The sequence below is a fragment of the Nonomuraea sp. NPDC005650 genome (assembly GCF_040605375.1).
In the GTDB taxonomy this organism is placed as follows: Bacteria; Actinomycetota; Actinomycetes; order Streptosporangiales; family Streptosporangiaceae; genus Nonomuraea.
Genome location: NZ_JBEXCR010000001.1, coordinates 1 through 23,596, shown reverse-complemented (window position 1 = coordinate 23,596; position 23,596 = coordinate 1). Strand labels below are relative to the sequence as shown.

Annotated in this window: 19 protein-coding genes; 5 read left to right on the top strand and 14 right to left on the bottom strand. The window is 72.3% G+C overall.

The window, feature by feature from the left end; translation table 11 throughout:
* Nucleotides 1-202: 202 nt before the first annotated feature.
* Together ABZS69_RS00095 and ABZS69_RS00090 are read left to right on the top strand one after the other, a co-directional pair.
* Nucleotides 203-1,489 (top strand): ATP-binding cassette domain-containing protein, encoded by a 1,287-nt coding sequence (locus tag ABZS69_RS00095; protein WP_355363790.1) that lies wholly within the window; start codon nucleotides 203-205, stop codon nucleotides 1,487-1,489.
* Nucleotides 1,490-1,599: 110 nt separating this feature from the next.
* Nucleotides 1,600-2,223 (top strand): NAD(P)H-dependent oxidoreductase, encoded by a 624-nt coding sequence (locus ABZS69_RS00090; RefSeq protein WP_355363787.1) that lies wholly within the window; start codon nucleotides 1,600-1,602, stop codon nucleotides 2,221-2,223.
* On the opposite strand, the gene ABZS69_RS00085 is transcribed toward ABZS69_RS00090, so the two are convergent.
* The 3 genes from ABZS69_RS00085 to ABZS69_RS00075 form a co-directional block, all read right to left on the bottom strand.
* Nucleotides 2,220-2,864, bottom strand: a complete 645-nt coding sequence (locus ABZS69_RS00085; RefSeq protein ID WP_355363784.1) for a Uma2 family endonuclease — start codon at nucleotides 2,862-2,864, stop codon at nucleotides 2,220-2,222. The two genes, ABZS69_RS00090 and ABZS69_RS00085, sit on opposite strands and share 4 nt — an antisense overlap.
* A 117-nt stretch (nucleotides 2,865-2,981) precedes the next feature.
* Nucleotides 2,982-4,172, bottom strand: a complete 1,191-nt coding sequence (locus tag ABZS69_RS00080) for a hypothetical protein (RefSeq protein ID WP_355363781.1) — start codon at nucleotides 4,170-4,172, stop codon at nucleotides 2,982-2,984.
* 424 nt (nucleotides 4,173-4,596) lie between these two features.
* Nucleotides 4,597-5,910: an acyltransferase gene (locus ABZS69_RS00075; protein WP_355363778.1), complete on the bottom strand. Its 1,314-nt coding sequence runs from the start codon at nucleotides 5,908-5,910 to the stop codon at nucleotides 4,597-4,599.
* 107 nt (nucleotides 5,911-6,017) lie between these two features.
* On the opposite strand from ABZS69_RS00075, the gene ABZS69_RS00070 reads away from it, so the two are divergent.
* Nucleotides 6,018-6,920 carry a D-isomer specific 2-hydroxyacid dehydrogenase family protein gene (locus ABZS69_RS00070; protein WP_355363775.1) on the top strand — a complete coding sequence of 301 codons (903 nt, stop codon included), beginning with the start codon at nucleotides 6,018-6,020 and terminating at the stop codon, nucleotides 6,918-6,920.
* An 18-nt stretch (nucleotides 6,921-6,938) separates the two neighbouring features.
* On the opposite strand, the gene ABZS69_RS00065 is transcribed toward ABZS69_RS00070, so the two are convergent.
* The 7 genes from ABZS69_RS00065 to ABZS69_RS00035 form a co-directional block, all read right to left on the bottom strand.
* Nucleotides 6,939-8,846: a protein kinase gene (locus tag ABZS69_RS00065; protein ID WP_355363772.1), complete on the bottom strand. Its 1,908-nt coding sequence runs from the start codon at nucleotides 8,844-8,846 to the stop codon at nucleotides 6,939-6,941.
* A 110-nt stretch (nucleotides 8,847-8,956) separates the two neighbouring features.
* A complete protein-coding gene (locus ABZS69_RS00060; RefSeq protein WP_355363769.1) occupies nucleotides 8,957-10,111 on the bottom strand; it encodes a cytochrome P450 in 1,155 nt (384 codons plus the stop codon).
* A 212-nt stretch (nucleotides 10,112-10,323) separates the two neighbouring features.
* A complete protein-coding gene (locus ABZS69_RS00055; protein ID WP_355363766.1) occupies nucleotides 10,324-11,115 on the bottom strand; it encodes an IclR family transcriptional regulator in 792 nt (263 codons plus the stop codon).
* 84 nt (nucleotides 11,116-11,199) lie between these two features.
* Complete coding sequence (locus ABZS69_RS00050) at nucleotides 11,200-11,931, bottom strand: XdhC family protein (protein ID WP_355363763.1); 732 nt, start codon at nucleotides 11,929-11,931, stop codon at nucleotides 11,200-11,202.
* Nucleotides 11,932-11,998: 67 nt separating this feature from the next.
* Entirely contained in the window at nucleotides 11,999-14,347 is a 2,349-nt protein-coding gene (locus ABZS69_RS00045) for an aerobic carbon-monoxide dehydrogenase large subunit (protein ID WP_355363760.1), read from the bottom strand.
* Nucleotides 14,344-14,811, bottom strand: a complete 468-nt coding sequence (locus tag ABZS69_RS00040) for a (2Fe-2S)-binding protein (protein WP_355363757.1) — start codon at nucleotides 14,809-14,811, stop codon at nucleotides 14,344-14,346. The genes ABZS69_RS00045 and ABZS69_RS00040 overlap by 4 nt, the downstream gene beginning before the upstream one ends.
* Before the next feature lies 1 nt (nucleotide 14,812).
* Nucleotides 14,813-15,673, bottom strand: coding sequence for a xanthine dehydrogenase family protein subunit M (locus ABZS69_RS00035; RefSeq protein ID WP_355363754.1), 861 nt, complete (start codon nucleotides 15,671-15,673; stop codon nucleotides 14,813-14,815).
* A gap of 85 nt (nucleotides 15,674-15,758) precedes the next feature.
* On the opposite strand from ABZS69_RS00035, the gene ABZS69_RS00030 reads away from it, so the two are divergent.
* Nucleotides 15,759-16,667: a LysR family transcriptional regulator gene (locus ABZS69_RS00030; protein ID WP_355363751.1), complete on the top strand. Its 909-nt coding sequence runs from the start codon at nucleotides 15,759-15,761 to the stop codon at nucleotides 16,665-16,667.
* Between the two features lie 54 nt (nucleotides 16,668-16,721).
* Here the strand turns inward: ABZS69_RS00030 and eda are convergent, their stop codons facing one another.
* The 4 genes from eda to zwf all read right to left on the bottom strand — a co-directional run bounded on the left by eda (nucleotide 16,722) and on the right by zwf (nucleotide 22,141).
* Entirely contained in the window at nucleotides 16,722-17,333 is a 612-nt protein-coding gene (gene eda / locus ABZS69_RS00025) for a bifunctional 4-hydroxy-2-oxoglutarate aldolase/2-dehydro-3-deoxy-phosphogluconate aldolase (protein WP_355363748.1), read from the bottom strand.
* A gap of 72 nt (nucleotides 17,334-17,405) precedes the next feature.
* Complete coding sequence (gene glk, locus ABZS69_RS00020) at nucleotides 17,406-18,371, bottom strand: glucokinase (RefSeq protein ID WP_355363745.1); 966 nt, start codon at nucleotides 18,369-18,371, stop codon at nucleotides 17,406-17,408.
* 318 nt (nucleotides 18,372-18,689) lie between these two features.
* Nucleotides 18,690-20,633, bottom strand: a complete 1,944-nt coding sequence (gene edd, locus ABZS69_RS00015; protein WP_355363742.1) for a phosphogluconate dehydratase — start codon at nucleotides 20,631-20,633, stop codon at nucleotides 18,690-18,692.
* 41 nt (nucleotides 20,634-20,674) lie between these two features.
* The gene (gene zwf, locus ABZS69_RS00010) at nucleotides 20,675-22,141 is read right to left on the bottom strand and encodes a glucose-6-phosphate dehydrogenase (protein WP_355363739.1); all 1,467 of its coding nucleotides are present in this window, start codon (nucleotides 22,139-22,141) and stop codon (nucleotides 20,675-20,677) included.
* Between the two features lie 151 nt (nucleotides 22,142-22,292).
* On the opposite strand from zwf, the gene ABZS69_RS00005 reads away from it, so the two are divergent.
* The gene (locus ABZS69_RS00005; protein ID WP_355363736.1) at nucleotides 22,293-23,498 is read left to right on the top strand and encodes an ROK family transcriptional regulator; all 1,206 of its coding nucleotides are present in this window, start codon (nucleotides 22,293-22,295) and stop codon (nucleotides 23,496-23,498) included.
* The last annotated feature ends 98 nt before the right edge of the window (nucleotides 23,499-23,596 follow it).

The window sequence follows — 23,596 nt, the reverse complement described above, 5'->3', positions numbered from 1 at the left end:
GAAATCCCTTGCCGCAAGTTTACGCAAGTCCTTACATACACCTCTAATCCGGAAATTTCGCTTAAGAACCCCCAAAGCCCTCGACCTAAACGCCCGCGCAGGAGATTCTTTATGTCAAGGGTGGACATCTAGCGTTAAGGCGCGATGTACTACCTCTTCAATCAGCCTCGTCACAGGTGACACGCGCGCAAGGTGTAGGCCCATGAGCTCGGTCGTTCTCGACAAAGTGACCAAGGTGTATCCGGGCGACTACCTCGCAGTCGACCGGCTGAGCCTGCGGGCGGAAGACGGCGAGTTCCTCGTCCTCCTCGGCCCCTCCGGATGCGGCAAGTCCACGCTGCTCCGCATGATCGCAGGCTTGGAGGAGATCACCGAGGGTGACCTGTGGCTGGACGGCGAGCTGGCCAACCACCTGGCCCCGCGCGATCGCGACGTCGCCATGGTGTTCCAGAACGGCGCCCTGTATCCGCACCGGACAGTACGCGGGAACATCGCCTTCCCCCTGGAGATCGCCAAGTCGGACCCCGCGATGGTGCGCGAGCGGGTGACCGAGCTGTCGAAGGCCTTACACATCGACGAGACGCTGGACCGCCGTCCCGGCACGCTCTCCGGCGGCCAGCGGCAGCGCGTGGCCATGGGGCGGGCCATCGTCCGGCAGCCCAAGCTGTTCCTCATGGACGAGCCGCTGTCGAACCTGGACGCCGGCATGCGCACCGAGCTCCGCATGGAGATCTCGGCGCTGGTCAGGTCGCTCGGCGTCACGACGATCTACGTGACGCACGACCAGGTGGAGGCGCTGACGCTCGCCGACCGGATCGCCATCCTGAACCGAGGGGTGCTCCAGGACTTCGGCACCCCCGGGCAGATCTACAACGATCCGGCCACCGCGTTCGTGGCGGCGTTCCTCAACTCCCAGCAGCTGAACCTGCTGGCGGCCAACGTCAGGACGCCGCAGAACCAGTACGTCATGCTCGACTTCGGCCCGCACCGGCTCACGATGCAGTGGAGCGATCCGCGGGCGTACGCGATCTCGCAGCACACGGGCGGGCAGGTGCTGGTGGGCCTGCGCCCGGACGGGCTGGTCCCGGTGCCGGAGTCGTACGACGGGCCGTCGTTCTTCGGGCGGGTGCGGGCGCTGGAGTATCACGGGCACGAGTGGCTGGCGTACCTGGAGTGCGGGGCGCCCGCCGTACCGGTGCCGGAGCCGCCGGACCCGCGCGTGCGGCTCAACGGGGACAAGCACGGCTCGGGGAAGCTGTCGGGGCTGGTGCGGCGGATCTTCTCCGGGCAGCGGCAGGAGGAACATCAGGAGCAGGAGCAGGTCGGCCAGCACCCGAACAGTGGCATCCACCGCCGCTCGGACCTGATCGTCCGCCTGGGCGGCCGCCCCGTCTGGCGCACCGGCGACGCCGCCAAGGTCGGCGTGGACCTCTCCCGCATCATGATCTTCACCCTCGACGGCGCCCGCATCGACCCCCCTCGCCGCTGACCCTTCCTCCCTTACGCCTTACGCCGGCGCGCGTCTCGTTGACCAACCGGACCGCAGTCCGTATATTTGTGTCCAGTAAACGGACCGCAGTCCGGAAAGGACGCTAAACCATGAGCAGACTGCTGCACATCTCCGCCTCTCCCCGTGGGGGCGAGTCGATCTCGCTGGGCATCGCGCGGACGTTCGTCGAGGAGTACCGCGCCGCCCGGCCCGATGCGACGGTCGACCACTTCGACCTGTGGGACGGCACGCTCCCCGAGTTCGGCCCCGCCGCCGCGGGCGCGAAGATGACCGTGTTCGGCGGCGGCACGCCCGAGGGCGAGCAGGCGGAGGCGTGGGCGGCGGCCGTGCGCACGTTCGAGCGCTTCGACTCCTACGACCGCTACCTCTTCAGCGTGCCGATGTGGAACGGGGGCGTGCCCTACAAGCTGAAGCAGTTCATCGACGTGGTCAGCCAGCCGGCGATGATCTTCGACGTGCACCCGGAGACCGGCTACCGCGCCCTGCTGACCGGCAAGCGCGCCGCCGTCGTCTACACCAGCGCCGTCTGGGGTCCCGGCCTGGGGCCGGAGTTCGGCGCCGACTTCCAGTCGACGTCCTTCGGCGACTGGCTCCGCTGGGCCGGCATCGCCGACATCCAGGAGATCCGCCACCACCCGACGCTCACGGGCTCGTACGAGGCCGAACGCAAGCAGGCCGACGAACACGCCCGCCGGATCTCTAGGACGTTCTAGCCCTGAGCCATCGATCGCGGCCCGGTCAGCACCGCCGGGTCGAAGGACACGGGGAAGGGCTGGTCCAGTGAGAGGACGTTGCCCGCCTTCCCCTCCGCGACGAGCTCGTAGCCCTGGTCACTCAGGTTGAAGACCTCGACGCGAGGTGCGTCATCGCCCCGGAGGTCGACCCTGATGAAGACCGGGATGCCCGCTGCGGCGTATTTGGGCGGCTTGACCTCGTCGATGCGCCTCCGGCTGGCGACCTCGACCACACACGCGGTGTCCGCGGCGGCAAGCATGGTGACGTCGGTCAGCATCGCCTCGGCACGTCCTACCAGGACGTCGGGAATGAGGCCGTCCTCGCCGACTTCGAGATTGCCCGTCGCGACCACCTCGAATGCCTCAGGTGCCGCCTCGACCAGGATCTGTCGAAGTCGCCCCGCGCAGAGCGCATGAGGGAATGCGGGCATGGGGCTCACTATGAAACTCCCGTCGATCAACTCGATGCGTTCCCCGGTTTCGGGCAGCTTGAGCCAGTCCTCGACGGCGTAGTCGTTGCCGGCCGACGGCAAGGCGAAAAGCCTGACGCGCCGTGGCGGCGGGTGTGCGGCAAGCCAGCCGTCGTTGGGCGCAGCAGTCATCGCCTCATCGCCTTCCACGGATTCGACACGTGCACGCACTGAGGCACAGAGCCAGGTGTATTCGTATGAGCACGTCGAGTGACGGGGCCACGTTACCCTGCCTTTACCGATCGCGTCGGGCATCCGCCGGAAGTCTCAGGAGGCGCAGGTCCAGCGGGGTCCGTCCGGGGTGTCCTCCACGAGGATGCCGCCCTCCTGCATCGCCTCCCGCAACGCGTCCGCCACCTCGTACCGCCCCTCCTCCCGCAGCCGGGCGCGGAGCGTCAGCAGGGGCTCCACCAGGGCGGGGAGGGTTCGCGAGCGGAGGCCGGCGGCCGAGGCGAGCTCGCCGAGGCGGGCGATGAGCAGCCGCATCAGCTCCCTGGCCTGCTCGACCCCGCCGGCGTCCTCCTCCGTGTCGGCCGCCCACTTGACGAGCTCCGCCTCCAGGTCGAGCACCACCTGGGCCGCCGCCACCAGGTCCGGCCGGGACACCGCCGCCTTGAACAGGTCTTCGGAGGTGTGGATCGTCTCCTCCAGCGTGACCTCGGCGGGCGCGGGGTCCGCCGGGGGCGGCGGGGTGACGGCGCCCGTGCCGGGGCCGCCCTCGGCCAGGCGGCGCAGCCCGGCGAGGTCCGTCAGGGTGCCCGTGGGCAGGACCGTCGCGGAGCCGGGCCGGCGGACGGTCAGGCCGCCCCGGCCCGCCACCCGCACCGACTCGGTGTCGAGGTCGATCACCAGGGCGGTGTGCTCGTCGAGGCCCAGGACGGCGGTGCCGGGGGGCAGCTCGCGCTCCATGCGCGACAGCCGGCGCTCGCCGAGGTAGCAGAAGCGGGTGTCGTGGGTGCCGCCCTCGGTGTTGTCGAAGTGGGGGATCAGCACGGCCCGCAGCCCGAGCGGCTCCAGCAGGTCGACGCCCTCACGCCAGTGGGGATCCGCGCCGACCTTGTAGACCTCGTAGACCGGTACGGTGGCCAGACCCGCCGTGCAGGCGGCGGCCGAGGCCAGCACCGTCACCCCCTGACGTGCGCGAACCCGGGCACGCAGGTCGCCGGCCACGCCCGAGTCGGCCCACCGGTCGAGCGCGTAGGTCGGGCTGCCGGGGCCGGAGAAGACCCAGTCGGCGCCCGTGATCCCGGCCGCCACCTCGACCTCCAGGCCGACGCTGTGCGCGAAGTAGCGGCGGGCGCGGGCGGAGATGTCGGCGGAGTTTTCCTGGAAGGCGTAGGGAGTGTCGAGCAGCACGGCCCGCGCTCCCGCGCGCAGCGAACGCGCCGCCGCGCGGTGGATCTCGACCATGGTCGGGCTCGTCTCGCCCGACCCCATCAACACCAGCAAACCCGGCATGGCTGTCGGCCCCTTTCTCGCGTGCCATCGACTACATCCGGGCCCGCCACGGCTTTCAAGAGCGTCAGACGATGCGTCTGGGACGTACTTGCATATGATTGGCAGTAAGTTGGTGGCGGTGACGGGAAGACACGTGGTCCTGGTTGAGACGCTCATGCTACGGGTGGGCACCGACAATCGCTGGTCCTACCGGCATGCCCGTATCCGGCCGCGGCGCGGGGAAAGCCCTGACGAGGCGGCGCGGCGGCTCGGCAAGGTCGAGGCCCAGGACCCCGGGACCGTGGTCCACTCCACGAGCTGGCGGTACGAGCCGGACGGCAGGTTCGTGCTGACCTATGCGATCTGTCCCGACCCGGCGCCGTGGCTGCCCGCCGTCGAGGCGCCCGTGCTGGAGATCGCCAGAGGCGAGGCCCCCGCCACCCCGTCACCTGAGCGCGTCGCCCTGGCCAACGTGGTCGCGCACGCGATCAGGCACCTGGCCTTCCTCCTCGCCGAGGACCCCGTCGTGTCGCGCGTCCTGTCCGGCCATCCGGCGATCGCCCGCGCCCTGGAGCCGGCGGGCGCTCCGGTCTGAGAGCCGGCGGCCCAGCGCCTGCATGGGCCGTTCGACGTACCTGTAGGAGAGCGTGCTGACGGCCAGCACCACGGTCAGGGCCAGCGCCGCCATCGTGAGCTGGTACGCCGGCTCCGCCCACCGCAGGTCACCGGTGATCGCCACGAAATACTTCAGCAGCGGGTGGTGCACCAGGTAGAGCGAGTAGCTGATCAGCCCGAGCCAGGTCAGCACCCTGGGCAGCCGCCGCCCGCGCAGCGCCATCCCCGCCGCGAACGTGCCCGCCGCCAGCGCGATCGTCGTCAGCCACACGTCGGCCCGAACCCACCACCAGCCGCCCTGGACGGCCCACAGAGGCGCGACCGCCACCAGCGCCGCCGTCACCGCCACCGGCCACAGCGGCCCGCGGCCCCGCTCCCACCGGTGGATGGCCGTGCCCGCGAACATCACCGCCAGCACCGCCACCCCGAGCCACGGCACCCGGCCGCTCAGCGGCGGCAACGCCAGCGCCGTCAGACCCAGCACGCAGGCCGCGGCCGTGCGCAGGCGCCCCCACACGACACACGCCAGCCCGGCCACGAACACCACGCCGGAGACGTAGGCCGGCCACCCGCCGGTCACCACCGCCCCCGACGCCACCAGCCCCACGGCCACGGCCCCCGCCCCGAACGACATCGCCAGCAGCCCGCTCCGGCCGTGCCCCCCGACCAGGAACAGCGCGGTGACCAGGAGGTAGAAGACCATCTCGTACGACAGCGTCCACATGGTGTCGGCCACGCCGCCCACGTTCACGACGTCGAGCAGCATGGTCGCGTGCGCCGCCACCGCGCTGCCGTCCCTGGGCACCTCGGCCCGCACCGGCACCCACCAGGCCAGCGCCAGCACGAGGGCGATCACACCGAGGTAGAGCGGGTAGAGCCGGAAGAACCGGCCGATCCAGAACTTGCGCACGTCGCCGTGGCGTTCCAGGGAGGTGGGGATGATGTAGCCGCTGACCAGGAAGAACACGAGGATGCCGTAGACGCCGAGGCTGAACCAGTACGGCCTGAGCTGCGGCAGGAACCACGGCAGGAGGTGCTCGGCGACCACGGCCAGCGCGCCGATCCCTCTGAGCGCGTCCAGCCACGCGAGCCTGGAGGCGGCGGGGACGGGGACGGTGACGGGCTGGGCGGCGGCAGCGGACACCCGCCCCAACCTACCCACGAAGGCTGAAGAGATGCTGAGGCCGGAGAACGGCGTGCTCGGGCATCACCGATACGCTGGTGATCCCGTGGCGAGAAGGAGGCCCCAGCATGACCGTCGCCGTCCATGTCGGACCCGAGCCGGTGCCCGTGCTCATCGAAGCGGTGCAGCGGGCGGGCGGCAGGGTCGTGCCGCTCGACGAGGCGGAGGCGATCGTCTTCTACGGTGGCGGCCCCGACCAGCTGCGGCCGATGCTCCACGACGGCATCCGCTGGGTGCAGCTGCCGAGCGCGGGCATCGAGCGGTTCGCCGATGCCGGGATCATCTCCGAGCACCCGGTCATCACCGCCGCCACCGGCTCCTACGGTCTGCCGGTGGCCGAGCACTCGATGGCCCTGATGCTGGCCGCCGCCCGCGCCCTGTACCGGTCGGCCAGGGTGAAGACGTGGGAGCCGAAGACGTCCAGGGAGTTCGCGGGCTCGACGGTCGCGATCGTCGGCTTCGGCGGCATCGGCCGGGCGCTCATGCCGATGCTGCGGCCGTTCGGCTGCCGGGTCCTGGCGGTCACCGACAGCGGCGAGGCGCCCGGCGCGGACCTCGTGCTGCCGCGCGCCCGCTACCGCGAGGTGCTGCCCCTGGCCGACTACGTGGTCGTCCTGGCGCCGGCCACGCCGGAGACGAGGGGCATGTTCGGGAAGCGTGAGTTCGAGCTCATGCGGGAGGACGCCTGGCTGGTGAACGTCGCCAGAGGCAGCCTCGTCGTCACCGACGAGCTGGTGGACGCGCTGCGCGCGGGCCGCATCGGCGGCGCGGCGCTCGACGTCACGGACCCCGAGCCGCTGCCCGACGGTCATCCGCTGTGGAGCCTGGACAACGTGCTCATCACGCCGCACTCGGCGAACCCGCCCTCCTCCTACTGGCGCGGCCTGACCGAGCGCGTCACCTCCAACGTGCGGCGTTTCGGCGAGGGCGCCCCGCTGGAGGGCGTGGTCTCCCCGTCCCGGGGGTTCTGACACTTCTCATGGGCCGGCTCAGCCGAGGTTGAGCCGGGCCCCGCCGCTCAGCCCCGAGTCGTGCACCTCGAGCGCGGCCGGGGCGAGGTCTTTCGGCAGCTCGAACACCAGCGCGCCGGCGAACGACTGGCCCGCCTCGATGCGGATCGGCGTGATCTCCTTGCCGTCCTGGTCGAGCAGCTTGGTGCCGCCGTGTAACTCCTGGTCCTCGTCGACCAGCTTCTGCTGGCCCGGGTAGAGGACCCTGGCCTCCTGGCCGACGTTGCTGACGCGTACCCCGATCTGGCAGGTGCGCGTGGGCGCCGACTTCGCGGGCTTGGGGCACTTCGTGCCGGTGATGGCGAAGCGCAGCTTGCCGTCCTGCACGGGCCCGTCCTCGCCGGCCGCCGGCGAGCGCAGCACCCACGTCAGCACCACGATCAGCCCTACCACCAGCACGAACGCGATGATCAACGCGGTCATGCAGCCCGCGAACACGCCCCGCTTGCGCTTGGCGGGCGGGTAGCCCGGCAGCGGCCCCTGACCGGTGGCCGAGGGGTGGGGCATCGGCCCCTGCCCGGTCTGGTGGTGGGGGACCGGCCCGGTGAGGTCCGGGTGCGGCCCCCGCAGCCCCCGCCCGGTCCCCGGCACGGGGCCGGTGCGCTCGGGATGGGGAGCAGGAGGCACGGGCCCGGTCCGCTCCGCGAGCGGCGGCAACTGCCCCGGATTGGGCCCCCGACGCTCGGCCGGCGGCGGCGCCATCCGGGGCGTGGGGCCGGTGCGTTCGGCGGCCGGCGGCATCATCCCGGGGGTGGGCCCGGTGCGTTCGGCGGGCGGCGGCATCATGCCGGGCTTGGGACCGGTGCGTTCGGCCGGCGGCACGTGGCTCGCCGCCCCCGGCGTGGGGCCGGTGCGCTCGGCGGGCGGCGGGGGCTGCGGGCCGCGGGGCTCGGCATGCGGGGCACGCGCCTCGGGACGGCGGGGCGGGCCCGGGCGGCCCGCGCCCGGCACCTGGCCCGTGCGGTCGGGGGGCATCGGGTGCGGCTGCCGCGGCATCATCGGGAAGTCCGACGGGTTCCACGAGTTGGTCAGGTGCTTGGTCGCGGCGAGCTGCGCCGCGGGCTCGTCGGCCGCCCCCACCAGCTCCAGCAGCAGCTGCTTGGCCGCGGGCCGGCGCGCCGGGTCGGGGTGGATGGCCGCCGCCACCAGCCGGTCCAGGGGCGCGGGCAGCCCCCGCAGGTCCGGCGGCGCGCTGCGGGCCCGGGCCGCCATCACGTACGCGTCGCCCTCGCCGAACGGATGCCCGCCCAGCCCCGCGTAGGCGATCAGCGACCCCCAGGCGAACACGTCGCCCGCCGGGCTGGTGCGCCCCTCGAAGACCTGCTCGGGAGCGATCCACCCGGGCGTGCCCATCACCATGCCGGCGTTGGTGTGCCGGGAGCTCACGTGCGTCGACCGCGCCAGCCCGAAGTCGATCACCCGGGGCCCGGCCAGCGTCAGCATCACGTTGGCCGGCTTGAGGTCGCGGTGCACGAGCCCGGCCGCGTGGATCGCGGTCAGCGCGGCGGCCACGCCGACCGCCGCGGAGTGCAGCACCGACGGCGACAGCGCGCCGTGCTCGATCAGGTGGTCCTCGAGCGAGATGCCGTCGATGTACTCGGTGACGAGGTAGAGGACGCCGCGGTCCTCGCCGTGGTCGAGCACGCGGGCCGTGCAGAACGAGGCCACCTTGCGGGCGTTGGACACCTCTTCGTGGAAGCGCGCCCGGTAGACCGGGTCGGCGGTGTAGTCGCGGCGGATCGCCTTGAGCGCCACCCGCGAGCCGTCGGCCGCCTTGGCGAGGTAGACCACGCCCATGCCACCGGAGCCGAGACGGCTGATCAGCTCATAGGGGCCGATCGCCGGCGGATCTTCCGGCTCCAGCGGAGTGCCTGCGGAGCGCCCCAAGGTTGCCGTCCTCTCGCCGTCGTCATCCCGTCGCAATCCGAACCGTTCCTCCGCCCGGCACGTCATTTGTACCCAAGACTCTAACGGAGGAAGTGCCTGCCCGGTGGCCACTAGTTCTGAGCAGGCGTGGGAGCGCCGTGGATGCGCAACGGGCGCATCGTCACCCGCAGACGCGAGAGGTTGAGGGCGTAGGGGAGAGGGCGGTGCGGGGACAGGAGCCGCCCGACCGGCTTGGGGCGGGCGGCGCGGACGATGCCGGCCAGGAAGGCGGTGCCGACCGCGAGCGTGAGGTGCGTGCCGTCGCACCCCGGTCTGGCCCACCACTCGTTCGCCGCGGTGCCGTCCAGCCAGACCTCGGGGGCGAAGGTGTTCGCGTACGGCAGGCGCAGGCTGCGCTGGTGCGCCGCGACCGGCACGAGCACGGTGGTGCCGGCGGGCAGGGTGGTGCCGTACCAGTCGGTCCGGGTGGTGGTGACCCGCGACAGAGTCGGCACCGGCGGCCACAGGCGCAGCCCCTCGCGCAGGCAGGCCCGCAGGTAGTCGGCGTCGCGGCGGGCCGACTTGCGCTGGGCCGGATGGGCGGCCAGCAGCGCCAGGGTCTGCATCAGCCCCGGCGACAGCACGCCGAGGCCCATCAGCCAGAACGCCGCCTGCATGAGCCCGCGCGAGCGGGCCAGCCCGGGGGTCTCCGCGATCAGGCCGGCCAGGCTGCCGGGTTCGGCGCGGCGCAGGTGGTCGATGAGGCGGGCGCCGTACCGGCCCGACAGGAGGTCCTGGCGCCGCCTGTCGCGCCACCTGCCGGCCCGCGTCAGGCCCGCCAGCAGGCGGGTGAGCTCCACGTCGCCGGCCGCGCCGTCGCCGTAGACGCAGCGCCTGGCCACGCGCTGCCACTGGGCGTTGAGCCGGTCGTGGTCCACCACGCCGGAGGTGAGCTCCCCGGCCTCCTCCCTGGCGATCTCGATGAACGTCGGGCGCAGCACGTCGGTCGGCAGGCCGAAGGGGCGCTGTTCGACGCCCTGCGCGTACTCGCCCCCCTCCGACAGCACGCGCAGGGCGTCGCGCTTGGAGATGACCAGCAGCGCCGGGCCGCGCCGGCCGCGCACCAGGACGGGGCGGCCGCCGTACCTGGACTCGAGCTCGGCCAGCAGCGCGCGGGAGCGCAGCGGGTCGCGGCCGGGCATCAGGTGCGGCACGCCCGGCCGGGCGATCGTGGAGGCCAGGCGCAGGCTCTCCAGCACGGTGGCACGGGGGAGGCTCCTAGGCACGCGCGGCCTTCCGTGTTCCGACCGGCGCCCGCGGGTCCGTGGCCATGCGGGCCCGGACCTCTCGGACCGCGGGCGCCTCCTGAGTGGCCGGAGCAGGATGGAAGTCCATATGGCGATGTGATCTCCCGTGGCGCCGCGTTCGCAATCGGGGGTTTCGGCCACCGGAACACTTCCGGCGGGGCGCCGCGGAAACGTTCCGATGGCCGGAACGCCTAAGGGCCGAGCAGGGCGGCCGAGATGGCCTGGGCGGCGCCGCGTACGGAGATGCCGAGCTTGGCGAGCGGCGCCGCGCCCGCGGGGGCGGCCACGCCGAGGGCCATGCAGATCCGGCCGCCCGGGCCGAACACCGGCGCGGCCACGCACGCCACGCCCTCGGTGAACTCCTCCTGCGAGTACGCCACGCCGTACCGGCGGACCTGGGCCAGCTCGCGCTCCAGCCCGGCCATCGTGGTGATCGTGCGGCGCGTCAGCCGCTCGAACGAGCCACGGGCCAGCAGCTCCTGGCGCAGCCTCGGGTCGAAGGCCAGCAGCGCCTTGCCGGTCGCCGTGCAGTGGAGCGGCGCGCGGTCCATGCCGTCGGAACGGGAGTCGACGCGGTTGTGGCTGTAGAGGCGCTCGACGTAGCGGGCCTCCAGGCCGGAGGGGACGGCCAGGTTGACCGTCTGCCTGGTGGCCTCGTACAGGTAGAGCAGGTAAGGCAGGACGACCTTGCGGGTGCCGGGCACGCGGGCCCGCGTGATGCCGGCCATCGTCTCCAGCAGCTCGCCCGGCAGGTAGCCGTTGCCGACCCGCCTGGCCAGCTCGCGCGAGCACAGCACGCCCAGGATGCGGTGGGCGGTCGTCTTGGGCAGGCCCGTGATGCGGCACAGCTGCGAGAGGCTGACCGGGTGGGAGGCGGCGCTGAGCGCCAGCAGGATGTCGATCCCCCGCTCCAGGCTGCCCGGCTGGGCAACGGGGCGGTCGTCCGTCATGCGCTGCTCTTGGCGGATCAGTTCCGTCGGCATTGATGTCCTTTCGCTCTCCGGAGAGCGAAAGGGGCTTCCCGGGGCTGCGGTTGTCCTTCCCTTGGCGTACCCGGCTGCCGTCCGTTAACGCAGGCTGATGATCTCGGCGTACACGGAAACCGCCACTTCACCGGGCGTTCTGGCACCTATGTCCAGACCCGCCGGAACCCGCACCCGCTCGCCTCCCTCCACGCGCGCCAGCACCGCCGCGCCGCGCCTGCGGCTGGCGATCAGCCCGATGTACGGGACGTCGTTGGCCAGCGCGTCGCGCAGGACCGGCTCCTCGCCGATCCCGTGCGAGGCGACCAGGACGGCGTCGGCGCCGGCGGCGACCCCGGGGCCGGTCTCGATCTGGTACCCCAGCGCGGTGCCGACGGCGGCGAAGGCCCGGGCGATGGGGCTGTCGCCGTGCACGTGGACCAGCGCGGGAGGGAGCACGGCCTCCAGGAAGATCTCCAGCGTGCCGCCGGACAGGCACGGCTGGCCCACGGCGACCAGGCCCTCCTCCTCGTGGGGCTCGCCCGCCTCCGGCGTGATGCGCAGCAGCGTCGCCCGCCCCGCGTGCCGGGGTTCGAGCAGCCGCAGGCCCTGCGCCCGGACGGTGTCGGTGGCGCAGACGCCGCCGACGAACCCCTCGATCGTCCCGTCCGGCAGCACCAGCGCGCGGTCGCCCGCCTTCGCGCTGGTCGGCCGCTGCGCCCGCACGACCGTGGCCAGCACGTACGGCTCCCGCCCCGACCGCAGCCGCGCGACCCGGGCGTCCAGGTCGGCGGCCGGCCGCGGCCGGGACGCCGGCATGCCAAGAAACTCGCTCATGCGCCCTCCTCCGTCGGACGCATGAGCGAGGCTCGGCTGTGTTTGATTGTTCGCTCGCTGCGCTCACTCACGGGATCGCCAGGTCCGTGCGGAACGGGTCGCCGTTGATGACGCGCCAGACGTTCGCCGGGGTGAGCGGCATGTCGGCGTGCCGCACGCCGTACGGCCTGAGCGCGTCCACCACGGCGTTGACCACCGCCGCGGGAGACCCGACGGTGGCCGACTCGCCCACGCCCTTGGCCCCGATCGGGTGCGTCGGCGAGGGCGTCACGGTCTCGCCCAGCTCCCACGACGGGCACTCCATCGAGGTCGGCAGCAGGTAGTCCATGAACGATGCCCCCAGGTGGTTGCCGTCCTCGTCGAACGCCATCACCTGCATGAGCGCCATCCCCACCCCGTCGGCCAGCCCGCCGTGGATCTGCCCTTCAACGATCATGGGGTTGATCCGCACGCCGCAGTCGTCCACCGCCACGAACCTGCGCACCTTCACCTGCCCCGTCCCCGGGTCGACGTCGACCACGCAGATGTAGGCGCCGAACGGGTAGGTGAGGTTGGGCGGGTTGTAGACGGTGACCGCGTCCAGGTGGCCTTCGACGCCTTCCGGCAGCTCCAGGCTGGAGTGCGCGGCCAGCGCGATCTCGGCCATCGACCTGCCGGTGGACGGGTCGCCCACCACCGACCACCTGCCGTCGGCCCACTCCAGGTCCTCCGGGGCGGCCTCCAGCATGGCCGCCGCCACGATCTTGGCGCGGTCGCGCACCTTCCTGGCCACGATGGCCGTGGCCGCGCCGGAGACGGGGGTGGAGCGCGAGCCGTACGTGCCCAGGCCGAACGGCGTCTGGTCGGTGTCGCCGTGCACCACCTCCACGTCGTCGGCCGGGATGCCCAGCTCCTGCCCGACGATCTGGGCGAACGTGGTCTCGTGCCCCTGGCCCTGCGACTGGCACGAGACCCGCAGCACGGCCTTGCCCGTGGGGTGCACCCGCAGCTCGGCGCCGTCGGCCATGCCCAGGCCGAGGATGTCCATGTGCTTGCGCGGGCCCGCCCCGACGGCCTCGGTGAAGAAGCTGACGCCGATGCCCATCAGCTCGCCCCTGGCCCGCCGGTCGGCCTGCTCGGCGCGGAGCTTGTCGTAGCCGGCCATGTCCATGGCCAGGCGCAGCGTCCTGGGGTAGTCGCCGGAGTCGTACTCCCAGCCGGTGGGGGAGTGGTAGGGGAACTGCTCGGGCCTGAGCAGGTTGCGCATCCGCAGGTCGGCCGGGTCGAGGTCCAGCTCGGCGGCCAGCACGTCGATCATGCGCTCGACCAGGTAGACGGCCTCGGTGACGCGGAAGGAGCAGGCGTAGGCGACGCCGCCGGGGGCCTTGTTCGTGTAGACGCCGGTGACCTCGCAGTGGGCGGCCTCGATGTCGTACGAGCCGGAGAAGACGTGGAAGAAGCCGGCCGGGAACTTGGTCGGCTGGGCGGTGCCGTTGAACGCGCCGTGGTCGGCGGTCACCTTGACCCTGATCGCCTGGATCCGGCCGTCACGCGTCGCGGCCACTTCGCCGCGCATGTGGTAGTCGCGGGCGAAGGCGGTGCTCATGAGGTTCTCGGAGCGGTCCTCCATCCATTTGACCGGCTTGCCGGTGACGATCGAGCCGACGATGGCGCAGACGTAGCCCGGATAAATCCCGACTTTTCCGCCGAAGCCGCCGCCGATGTCCGGCGAGATCACCCGAATCTTGTGCTCGGGCAGCCCGGCCACCATCGCGTACAGCGTCCTGTGGGCGTGCGGCGCCTGCGTGGGGCACCAGACGGTCAGCTTGCCGGTGACCCTGTCGAAGTCCGCGACCGCGCCGCACGTCTCCAGCGGCGCCGGGTGCACGCGCGGATAGAGCAGGTCCTGGGCGACCGTCACCTCCGCCTGCTCGAACAGGGCGTCGGTGCGGGCGCGGTCGCCGGCCTCCCAGTCGAAGATGTGGTTGCCGGTACGCCCTTCGAGATCGTCCCGGATGACCGGGGCGTCCGGGTCGAGGGCCTTCCTGGCGTCGATGACGGCGTCGAGGGGGTCGTACTCGACGTCGATGAGCTCCAGCGCGTCGCGGGCCGAATAGGCGTCCTCGGCCACCACGAACGCGACCTCCTGGCCCTGGAAGCGCACCTTGTCCGTGGCCAGCACCGCCTGGGTGTCCTGCGACAGCGTCGGCATCCAGGCCAGGCCGAGCCCGGCCAGGGTCTGCCCGGTGATGACGGCCTTGACCTTCGGGTGGGCCTCGGCGGCGCTCGTGTCGACGGAGACGATCCTGGCGTGGGCGTGCGGGCTGCGCAGCACAGCGCCGTACAGCATGCCGGGCAGCCGGACGTCGTCGGTGTAGTTGCCGCGGCCCCTGATGAAGCGGGCGTCCTCTTTGCGGTGCATGCGCCCGTAGCTCATGATTTCGCCTCCTCCTGGGCAGCCCAGCGGATCGATCGGACGATGTTCTCGTAGCCGGTGCAGCGGCACAGCTGCCCGGAGATGGCCTCGCGGATCCGGCCCTCGTCGGGGTCGGGCACGCGGTCGAGCAGCGCGCGTGCGGTCAGCAGCATGCCGGGCGTGCAGAACCCGCACTGCAGCCCGTGGCACTCCACGAACCCCTTCTGCACCGCGTCCAGCTCCCCGTCCCTCTCCAGGCCCTCCACTGTGCTGACCTCGTGGCCGTCGGCCATCACCGCCAGCACCGTGCACGACTTGACCGGCACGCCGTCGAGTCGCACCGTGCAGACGCCGCAGTTGGAGGTGTCGCAGCCCCAGTGGGTGCCGGTCAGACCCAGCTCGTCGCGCAGGAAGTGCACGAGGAGCAGCCTGGGCTCGACCTCTCTGGTGTACGGCTGCCCGTTCACCGAGACCGTGATGCGCATGTCAGATCCTCCCCGCTGCCCGGGCCAGTGCCCGCCGGGTCAGCTCGGCGGCCAGGTGCCGCTTGTAGTCGGCCGGGCCGCGCTGGTCGGCGTGGGGGTCGCAGTGCTCGCCGGCGATCCTGCCCGCCTCCGCGAACGCCTCCTCGCCGGGCCGCCTGCCTTCGAGGTGGCTCTCGGCCTCGGGGGCGCAGAAGTGCTCGGCGCCGACCGCGGTCAGCCCGATGCCCGCCCGTACGATCACGCCGTCCCGCACCGTGACGACCGCTCCGGCCGCGGCGACCGGCCAGTCGCCCACGCGCCGCTCGACCTTCTCGTACGCGCTGCCCGTGCCCGGCGTGATCGGCACGCGGAGCTGGACCAGCAGCTCGCCGGGCCCGACGGCGGTCTCGTACGGGCCCTCGTGGAAGTCCCTGATCGGCACGGTACGCGGACCGTCCGCGCCCTGGATGACCGCCCGCGCCCGCAGCGCCGAGAAGACGGCGGCCAGATCCTCGGAAGGGTCGCCCTGGCACAGCGAGCCGCCAACGGTCCCCCGATTTCTCACTATCGGGTCGGCAATAACTCGCTCCGCATCCCGAAATATCGGGAAAAGGTCGGTGGCGGTGCTGCTGTCCAGCAGCTCTGTGTGGCGTACCAGCGCGCCAATGGCCAGCTCGTCACCCTCGACGGCGATCCGCCCCAGCTCGGCCAGCCCGTTGATGTCGATCAACGCCTCCGGCTGGGCCAGGCGCAGCTTCATCATCGGGATGAGGCTGTGCCCACCTGCGACGATCCTGGCTTCGGGGCCGTAGCGCGCCAGCAGTTCGAGCGCGTGCGGCACGCTGTCCGCTCTCTCGTATTCGAACCTCGCGGGAACCTGCATGACTGCACATTGCTAGTGCCGATTTGTCGCGACAATCCGCAAATAAGGGATTCCTTAATGGGGACCGGAGAACTATGAAGGGTGGGTGACACTCAGCCAGCTCGGGGCGTTCGTTTTCGTCGCCCGTCTGGGATCCGTCAAGGCGGCGGCACGGGCGCTGGGCGTGAGCGAGCCCGCGGTCTCCCAGTCGCTGGCCCAGCTCCGCAGGCACCTCGGCGACCCGCTGCTGACCCGCGCCGGCGACCGGATGGTGCTGACGGAGGGCGGGCGGCGGCTGCTCGGGATCGCCGCCCAGATCGTCGCGCTCGGCGCGGAGGCCGTCGCCGCCGTCCAGCCGGGCCGCGGCGCCGGGCTGCACGTGGTCATGGACGCCGGGCTCGCCGAGTACGTGGCCGGGCCGCTCGTCTGCCTCTTCACCCAGCGCAAGTCGGTGGACGCCACCACCGGCGTGGCCGCCACGGCCGAGATCCCGCTCCTGCTGTCCAGCCGCCTGGCCGACGTCGCCCTCGGGGCCCAGGCGACGGGCGAGGGCCTGGTGAGCCGCCCGGTGCTGCGCTGCCGCCTGATCGTGGTCGGCTCGCCCCGCGGCCGCCGCGACCACTGGCTGGTCGGCCCCTCCGGGACGGACCCGCTGAGCGACACCAGCCGGCTGCTGCGGCTGCTGCGCGTCCCGGAGTCCCAGGTCCGGGTCTTCGCGAACCAGACGGCCGCCTGGAAGGCCGCCGCCGAGGGCTCCGGCGTCGCACCCGCCACGGCCCACCTGGTGGCCTCCCAGTTACGCAGGGGTGAGCTGGTGGTCATCGAGACCGCCGCCACCCCGCTGGCCGCGTACTGGTACGCCACCACCCTGGAACCCCCGAACCGGTCGGCGGCGGCGGGCACGTTCCTGGACTTCCTCACCACCCCGGCCGCCACCCAGCTCATGCGCACCCCGGACGACGGCATCCCCCGCAGCCGCTTCCGCCCGCCGATCCACGTGTCGATCTGGAGCTGAGGCTCAGCGGAGCGAGCCGCTGCCTCCAGGGCCGCCGGCCCGTTGCCGCCGCGCTCAGCGCAGGGCCGCGGCCTCCGAGGCGAGCTTCTCCACGCGGCCCCAGTCACCGGTGGCCAGCGCGTCGGCCGGGGTCAGCCAGGTGCCGCCGACGCACCCCACGTTCGGGAGCGCGAGATAGTCGGCCGCCGTGTTCACCCGGATCCCGCCCGTCGGGCAGAACCGCACGTCCGGCAGCGGCCCGGCCAGCGCCTTGAGGTAGGGGATGCCGCCCGCGGCCTCGGCGGGGAAGAACTTCAGCTCCTTGACCCCCCGCTCGGCCAGCGCCATCACCTCGGACACGGTCGCCGCCCCCGGCAGGTACGGGACGCCGCTCGAATCCAGCGCCTCGACCAGCGACAGGGTCGTGCCGGGCGACACCAGGAACCTCGCCCCGGCGGCCACCGAGGCCGAGATGTCCTCCGAGCTGCGGATGGTCCCCGCCCCCACGGTCGCCTCGGGCACCTCGGCCGCGATCCTGGCGATGGCCTCGCGCGCGGCCGGGGTGCGCAGGGTCACCTCGATGACCGGCAGGCCGCCGGCGACCAGAGCCCTGGCCAGCGGCACGGCGCTCTCCACGTCGTCGATCACCACGACGGGGATCACCGGGGCGAGATCGAGCAAGCTCATGAGTTCTTCTTCTCCTCGTCGGCCGGTCATGGCCGTCTAGTCACGTACAGGTCCCGCAAGGGCGGGCCGGTGTCACCCCACCAGTTCCCTGCGGGCGCGCTGGGCCAGCAAGGCCGCCGCGCCCGTCAACGCCGGTTGCGGGGCGACGATCAGCGCGGTGCCGATGGCCTCCAGGTAGTGGGCCATGTCGGGATTGTCGGCGAAGCGCGTCCTGAAGCTGCTGGTGCGCACGCGTTCCACGATACGGGGGAGCACTCCGCCGCCCAGATACACCCCGCCGCGCGCGCCGAGTGTCAGGGCCACGTTCCCGGCGAAGCTGCCCAGCATCCCGCAGAACACCTCCACCGTCTCCGCGCACAGCGAGTCGTCCAGGCGGGTCACGATGTCCGAGGCGGTCAGCTCCGGGGCGGTGACGCCGTTCACCTGGGCCAGCGCCCGGTGCAGCCGGACCAGCCCGGGCCCGGACAGCACGTGCTCGGCCACCACGTGCGCCAGCCCCCGCGCCTGCAGCACCTTGACGATCTCCAGCTCCCGCCGGTCCACCACGGGCACCGTGACGTGCCCGCCCTCGCCCGGGATCGGCGTCCAGCCGTGCTCCGACGGCACCAGCCCGCCCACGCCGAGCCCGGTCCCCGGGCCCAGCACGGCCTTCACGCCGTGACCCGGCTCGGGGCCGCCCAGCGAGACCAGGTCGTCGCCCTCCAGGTGCGGCAGCGACACGGCCAGCGCCTCGAAGTCGTTGAGCAGCACCGCGTACGGCACGTCGAGATCCCGTGCGGACCCGGCCCACGCGGAGTTCGTGAGCCGGTAGTGGTCGCCGTCGATCGGTCCCGCCACGGCCAGGCACGCCGCCCCCGGTCGCACTCCGCCCGCGTGTTCCGCGAGATAGGCGGCTACGGCTTCGGGGAGGGTCGGATAGTCGGCCCCGGCCAGGACCGCGACGTTCGTCGGCCGCGCTCCCGGCGAGGTGACCAGGCCGAACCGGGCGTTGGTCCCGCCGATGTCGGCGACCAGCCACGGAAGGTCAAAGGCACTCACCGCATACCTCCGGCATCCAGGGCGGCGTCAAGATCGCTCGCCATCGGGTCTGTTGAGGGCGCCGCCGGATTCACCCGGCTGGGGTGTCGCGCCGCTGAAACGGTTCTCGGGTTCGAAACGGGCAGGGCCGGTCCGTCGCTCACCCCGGTCGGGGAGAGCGCGAAGCCGATCCCTTTGGGGAGCGGAGGAGTCACACACCGAAGGATCCCACGGTGACCGGATGGAGTGGTGAGCCCCATCCGCTGTCTCACACCCGCCCGTCGCGCGACGGGCGGGTGTGCGCGGGGAGCCGCTGTCCGTCGTACCGGCAGCGAGGTGTCATCGGGCCAGCCCGGCGTGCTGGGCGCCCACCGGGGCGCCCGTCTCCAGGTGGGAGGTGCCGGCCTCGGCGAGGAAGCCCAGGCCGGGGCCGTGGTCGGGCGACTCGGCGCCGCTGACGCCGAAGATCCCGGCGCCCTGCTCCGCGTGCCCCGCCATCCGGCGGAAGGTCGCGAAGAGCTCGCGCCCGGTCCCCACCCACTGCGCGTCGCTCAGCGGGCGGCCCTGCGGCACGCGGCGGGCCAGCTCCTCGGCGGGCACCCGCAGCTCCAGCGTCCCCGCCGACGAGTCCAGCCTGATCACGTCGCCCTCCCGCACCAGAGCGAGCGACCCGCCGTCGGCGGCCTCGGGCGACAGGTGGATGGCCGCGGGCACCTTCCCCGAGGCGCCGGACATGCGGCCGTCGGTGACGATCGCCACCCGCTGCCCCCTGTCGAGCAGCACGGCCAGCGGCGGCGTGAGCTTGTGCAGCTCGGGCATGCCGTTCGCGCTCGGCCCCTGGTAACGGATGACCGCCACGAAGTCCTGCCCGTCCAGCTCGCCCGCCTCGAACGCCCGCAGCAGGTCCAGCTGGTCGTCGAACACCTTGGCCGGCGCCTCGATCACCAGGTGCTCAGGCTTGACCGCCGACACCTTGGAGACGGCCCGGCCCAGGTTGCCCGACAGTATGTGGATCCCGCCGTCCGGCGAGAACGGCGCCGCGACCGGCCGCAGGACGTCCAGGTCGGAGCTGCCGCCGGTGACCGGCGACCACACCAGCTCGCCGTCCACCAGCTCGGGAGCCTCGCGGTAGCGGTCGAGGCCGGGCCCGGCCACGGTCATGACGTCCCCGTGCAGCAGGCCCTCGTCCAGCAGGTCGCCGATGAGGACCTGCATGCCGCCGGCGTCGCGGAAGTGGTTCACGTCCGCCTGGCCGTTCGGGTAGATCTTGGTGAGGGACGGCACGACCTGCGACAGGCAGGCGAAGTCGTCCCAGGTCAGCACGATGCCCGCGGCGGCGGCCATGGCGACCAGGTGGAGGGTGTGGTTCGTGGAGCCGCCGGTGGCCAGCAGGGCGACGCAGGCGTTCACGATGGCCTTCTCGTCGACCAGCTCGCCGATCGGCGTGTACTCCGAGCCGTGCGCGGTGATCTCCACCGCGCGGCGCCCGGCGGCCTCGGTGAGGGCGTGGCGCAGCTCGGTGTGCGGGTTGACGAACGTCGAGCCGGGCAGGTGCAGGCCCATGACCTCCATCAGCGCCTGGTTGGAGTTGGCGGTGCCGTAGAAGGTGCAGGTGCCGGGGGAGTGGTACGACTTCGCCTCGGCGTCGAGCAGCTCCTGGCGCCCGACCTTGCCCTCGGCGAAGAGCTGGCGGGTGCGCGCCTTGACCTTGTTCGGCAGGCCCGAGGCCATCGGCCCGGCCGGCACGAAGATCGCGGGCAGGTGCCCGAAGTGCAGCGCGCCGATGAACAGGCCGGGCACGATCTTGTCGCAGACGCCCAGCAGCAGCGTCGAGTCGAACATGTCGTGCGACAGCGCGATCGCGGTCGCCATCGCGATCACGTCGCGGCTGTAGAGGGACAGCTCCATGCCGGGCCGCCCCTGCGTGATGCCGTCGCACATCGCGGGCACGCCGCCGGCCACCTGCGCCACGCCGCCGGCCTTGCGCACTGCGGCCTTCAGCTCCGGCGGGTACGTCTCGTACGGCTGGTGCGCAGACAGCATGTCGTTGTAGCTGGTCACGATCGCCACGCCCGGCTTCGCCGCACCGCGCAGCACGAGCTTGTCCTCGGCGGGCGCGCCCGCGAAGCCGTGCGCCAGGTTCGCGCAGCCGAGGTGGGCGCGGGCCGGGCCCTTCGCCCTGGCGGCCTCGCCGTCGCGCCGGATGCGTGCCAGGTACGCGGCCCGGCTGGTGGCGCTGCGCTCGGCGATGCGGTCGGTGACGTCCTGGATGACGGGGTTCACGGTGCCTCCTTCGTCGGGTCCATGAACCCGGAATCGATTGTTCACACGTCCTCCTCGTGCCACTCACGACCGCTGCGGCCGAGCAGTTCGTGGGCTCCGGCGGGGCCGGTGGTGCCGGCGGGGTAGGGCTCGGGCAGCTCCTCGGACGACTCCCAGGCCGACAGGATCGGGTCGATCCAGCGCCAGGCCGCCTCCACCTCGTCACGCCGCATGAACAGCGTCGGGTTCCCGGCCAGCACGTCCGTCAGCAGCCGCTCGTACGCCTCCGGCACCCGCGCGGTGAACGTCTTGCCGAAGCTCAGCGACAGCGGCACCGGCTTGAGCATGACCTCGCCCGCGCCCGGCTCCTTGGCCATGATGTGCAGCTCGATGCCCTCTTCCGGCTGCAGGCGCAGCACCAGGCGGTTGGGCGTGCCGCCGGGGTAGATGGAGTGCGGCACGTCCTTGAACTGCACCACGATCTCCGACCTGCGGTTCGGCATCCGCTTGCCGGTCCGCAGGTAGAACGGCACCCCCGCCCACCGCCAGTTCTTGATCTCGGCCCGGATCGCGGTGAACGTCTCCACCCGGCGCGACGCCTCGGTCGGCGGCGTGGAGGCGGGCTCGTCGAGGTAGCCCGGCATCTCGCCGGCCTCGGTGTACTGGCCCCGCACGGTGAAGCGGTCGACCTCAGTGCCCGTGATCGGGCGCAGCGCCTGCAGGACCTTGACCTTCTCGTCGCGGATGGCCTCGCGGTCGTTGCGGGCCGGCGGCTCCATCGCGGTCAGCGTGAGGAGCTGGAGCAGGTGGTTCTGCACCATGTCGCGCAGCGCGCCCGCGTGGTCGTAGTAGCCGCGCCGGCCCGGCGTGCCGACGGTCTCGGCGGCGGTGATCTGGACGTGGTCGATCCACAGGGAGTTCCAGATCGGCTCGAGGAAGGCGTTGGCGAAGCGCAGGACCAGCAGGTTCTGGACGGTCTCCTTGCCCAGGTAGTGGTCGATGCGGAAGATCTGGCGCTCCTCGAAGATGGCGCCGACCTCGTCGTTGATCCGCTGCGCGCTCGGCAGGTCGTGGCCCAGCGGCTTCTCCAGCACCACGCGCGAGCGCGGCGTCACCAGCCCGGCCTCCTCCAGCTCGCGGCAGAAGGGGCCGAACGTCCGGGGCGGGCTGGCCAGGTAGAAGACCCGGTCACGCTGCTCGTGCCCGGCCAGCAGCCGGGTCAGCGCCGCCCAGCCGGACTTGTCGGCACCTCCGACGTCGACCGACACGTGGTGCAGGCGGCCGAGGAAGCGCTGCCAGACGGAGGGGTCGTCGATCGGGACCCGGTCGCGTACCTCGGCGTCCACCTTGCCGCGGAAGTCGGCGTCGGTCAGACCGCCCCTGGACATGGCGATGACTCGGGTCTCCGGAGAGAGCCGGCCGTCCCTGTCGCTGTGGTAGAGCGCCGGGAGCAGCTTGCGCATGGACAGGTCGCCGGTCCCGCCGAAGACGACGAGGTCGGCGGTGTGGGCGGGGCTGGTTGTCGACACGGGGGACACGGTTGCGGACTCCGATGATCTACCAAGCAGGGACAGAACGGACACTAACGAGAGTTTGGGTCTCACACAAGCGGAGTTTTGGCATTTGAGATAAAAAAGTCGGGACTTTTCATGACCTAACCTCATGTGATTCACTTGGCCGATGCCTCGACGTACCGCCGCGACCCTTGCCACCAGTGGCGAGGTGCTCCGCCTCATCCGCACCGGAGAGGCCGTGACACGTGCCGACCTGGGCCGGGTGACCGGCCTGTCGCGCCCCGCGGTGCAGCTGCGCGTCGGCGAGCTGCTGGAGCGCGGCCTGGTCGTGGAGCGCGACGACGCCCCGTCCACGGGCGGGCGGCCGCCGGTCCGGCTGGAGTTCAACGCCGCGGGCGGCGTGGTGCTGGTGGCGGCGCTCGGCGCCAGCCGCACCCGGGTGGCCGTCTGCGACCTGGCGGGGCAGGAGCTGGCCGGGCGAGAGTTCACGATGGACGTGGAGCAGGGGCCCGACGTCGTGCTCCCGGTGATCATGGACACCTGGGACGAGCTGCTCGGCGACCGGCCCCGCTCGATGCTCAGAGGCGTCGGGATGGGCGTGCCGGCCACGGTCGAGTTCGCGCATGGGCGCACCGAGAGCGCCCGCGTGATGGCCTCGTGGACCGGCGTGGTGATCCCGCCGATCATCCGCGAGCGCTTCCCCGTCCCCGTGCTCGTGGACAACGACGTGAACGTGCTGGCCATCGGCGAGCACCGCGGCGCCTACCCCGACCTGGACGACCTGATGTTCGTGAAGATCTCGACGCGGATCGGCGCGGGCGTGATCGCCGGGGGCGGCATCCTGCGCGGCGCGCTGGGCGCGGCCGGAGAGATCGGGCACATCCCCGTGATCGACGGCGGCGACGTGCTGTGCCGCTGCGGCAACACCGGCTGCGTCGACTCCGTGGCCAGCGGCGTCGCGCTGCTGCGGGACCTGCGGGCGCAGGGCAAGGACGTCAAGACGATCGCGGACGTGACCGCGCTGGTGCGCGCGGGCGACGCCGAGACGATGGCCACGGTGCGCGAGGCCGGCCGCCATATCGGCGAGGTGCTGGCCGGGGCGGTCAACATCCTCAACCCGTCCGTGGTGGTGCTGGGTGGCGACGTGGCCGAGGCGTTCGGGCCGCTGGTGTCGAGCATCCGCGAGGTCGTCTACCGCCGCTCCACGGCCCTGGCCACCCGGCGGCTGCGCATAGAGCCGAGCCGGCTGGGGGCGGGCGCGGGCATCAGCGGGTGCGCGGTGATGGTGCTCGACCACGTGCTCTCGCCGGACGCCGTGGACGAGACCATGACGGTCTCGGTCCTGCGCCGCGAGCGGGTCGCGGCCCCCTAGAGGCAACGCCGTTCAGTTAGGGCTGGGGTAGCGCGTCAAGGGCTGGCCGGGATCATGTTGATGCTGATGGTGGCTTTGTAGGTGGTCCGGTCGATGGC

What these genes read in the sequence shown, in the direction of transcription:
- ABZS69_RS00040 (WP_355363757.1), bottom strand. Translation starts at nt 14,811, where the DNA reads ATGCGCATCACGGTCTCGGTGAACGGGCAGCCGTACACCAGAGAGGTC.
- eda (WP_355363748.1), bottom strand. Translation starts at nt 17,333, where the DNA reads ATGAGCTTGCTCGATCTCGCCCCGGTGATCCCCGTCGTGGTGATCGAC.
- ABZS69_RS00095 (WP_355363790.1), top strand. Translation starts at nt 203, where the DNA reads ATGAGCTCGGTCGTTCTCGACAAAGTGACCAAGGTGTATCCGGGCGAC.
- ABZS69_RS00080 (WP_355363781.1), bottom strand. Translation starts at nt 4,172, where the DNA reads ATGCCGGGTTTGCTGGTGTTGATGGGGTCGGGCGAGACGAGCCCGACC.
- ABZS69_RS00050 (WP_355363763.1), bottom strand. Translation starts at nt 11,931, where the DNA reads ATGAGCGAGTTTCTTGGCATGCCGGCGTCCCGGCCGCGGCCGGCCGCC.
- ABZS69_RS00055 (WP_355363766.1), bottom strand. Translation starts at nt 11,115, where the DNA reads ATGCCGACGGAACTGATCCGCCAAGAGCAGCGCATGACGGACGACCGC.
- ABZS69_RS00005 (WP_355363736.1), top strand. Translation starts at nt 22,293, where the DNA reads ATGCCTCGACGTACCGCCGCGACCCTTGCCACCAGTGGCGAGGTGCTC.
- ABZS69_RS00035 (WP_355363754.1), bottom strand. Translation starts at nt 15,673, where the DNA reads ATGCAGGTTCCCGCGAGGTTCGAATACGAGAGAGCGGACAGCGTGCCG.
- ABZS69_RS00090 (WP_355363787.1), top strand. Translation starts at nt 1,600, where the DNA reads ATGAGCAGACTGCTGCACATCTCCGCCTCTCCCCGTGGGGGCGAGTCG.
- ABZS69_RS00045 (WP_355363760.1), bottom strand. Translation starts at nt 14,347, where the DNA reads ATGAGCTACGGGCGCATGCACCGCAAAGAGGACGCCCGCTTCATCAGG.
- ABZS69_RS00070 (WP_355363775.1), top strand. Translation starts at nt 6,018, where the DNA reads ATGACCGTCGCCGTCCATGTCGGACCCGAGCCGGTGCCCGTGCTCATC.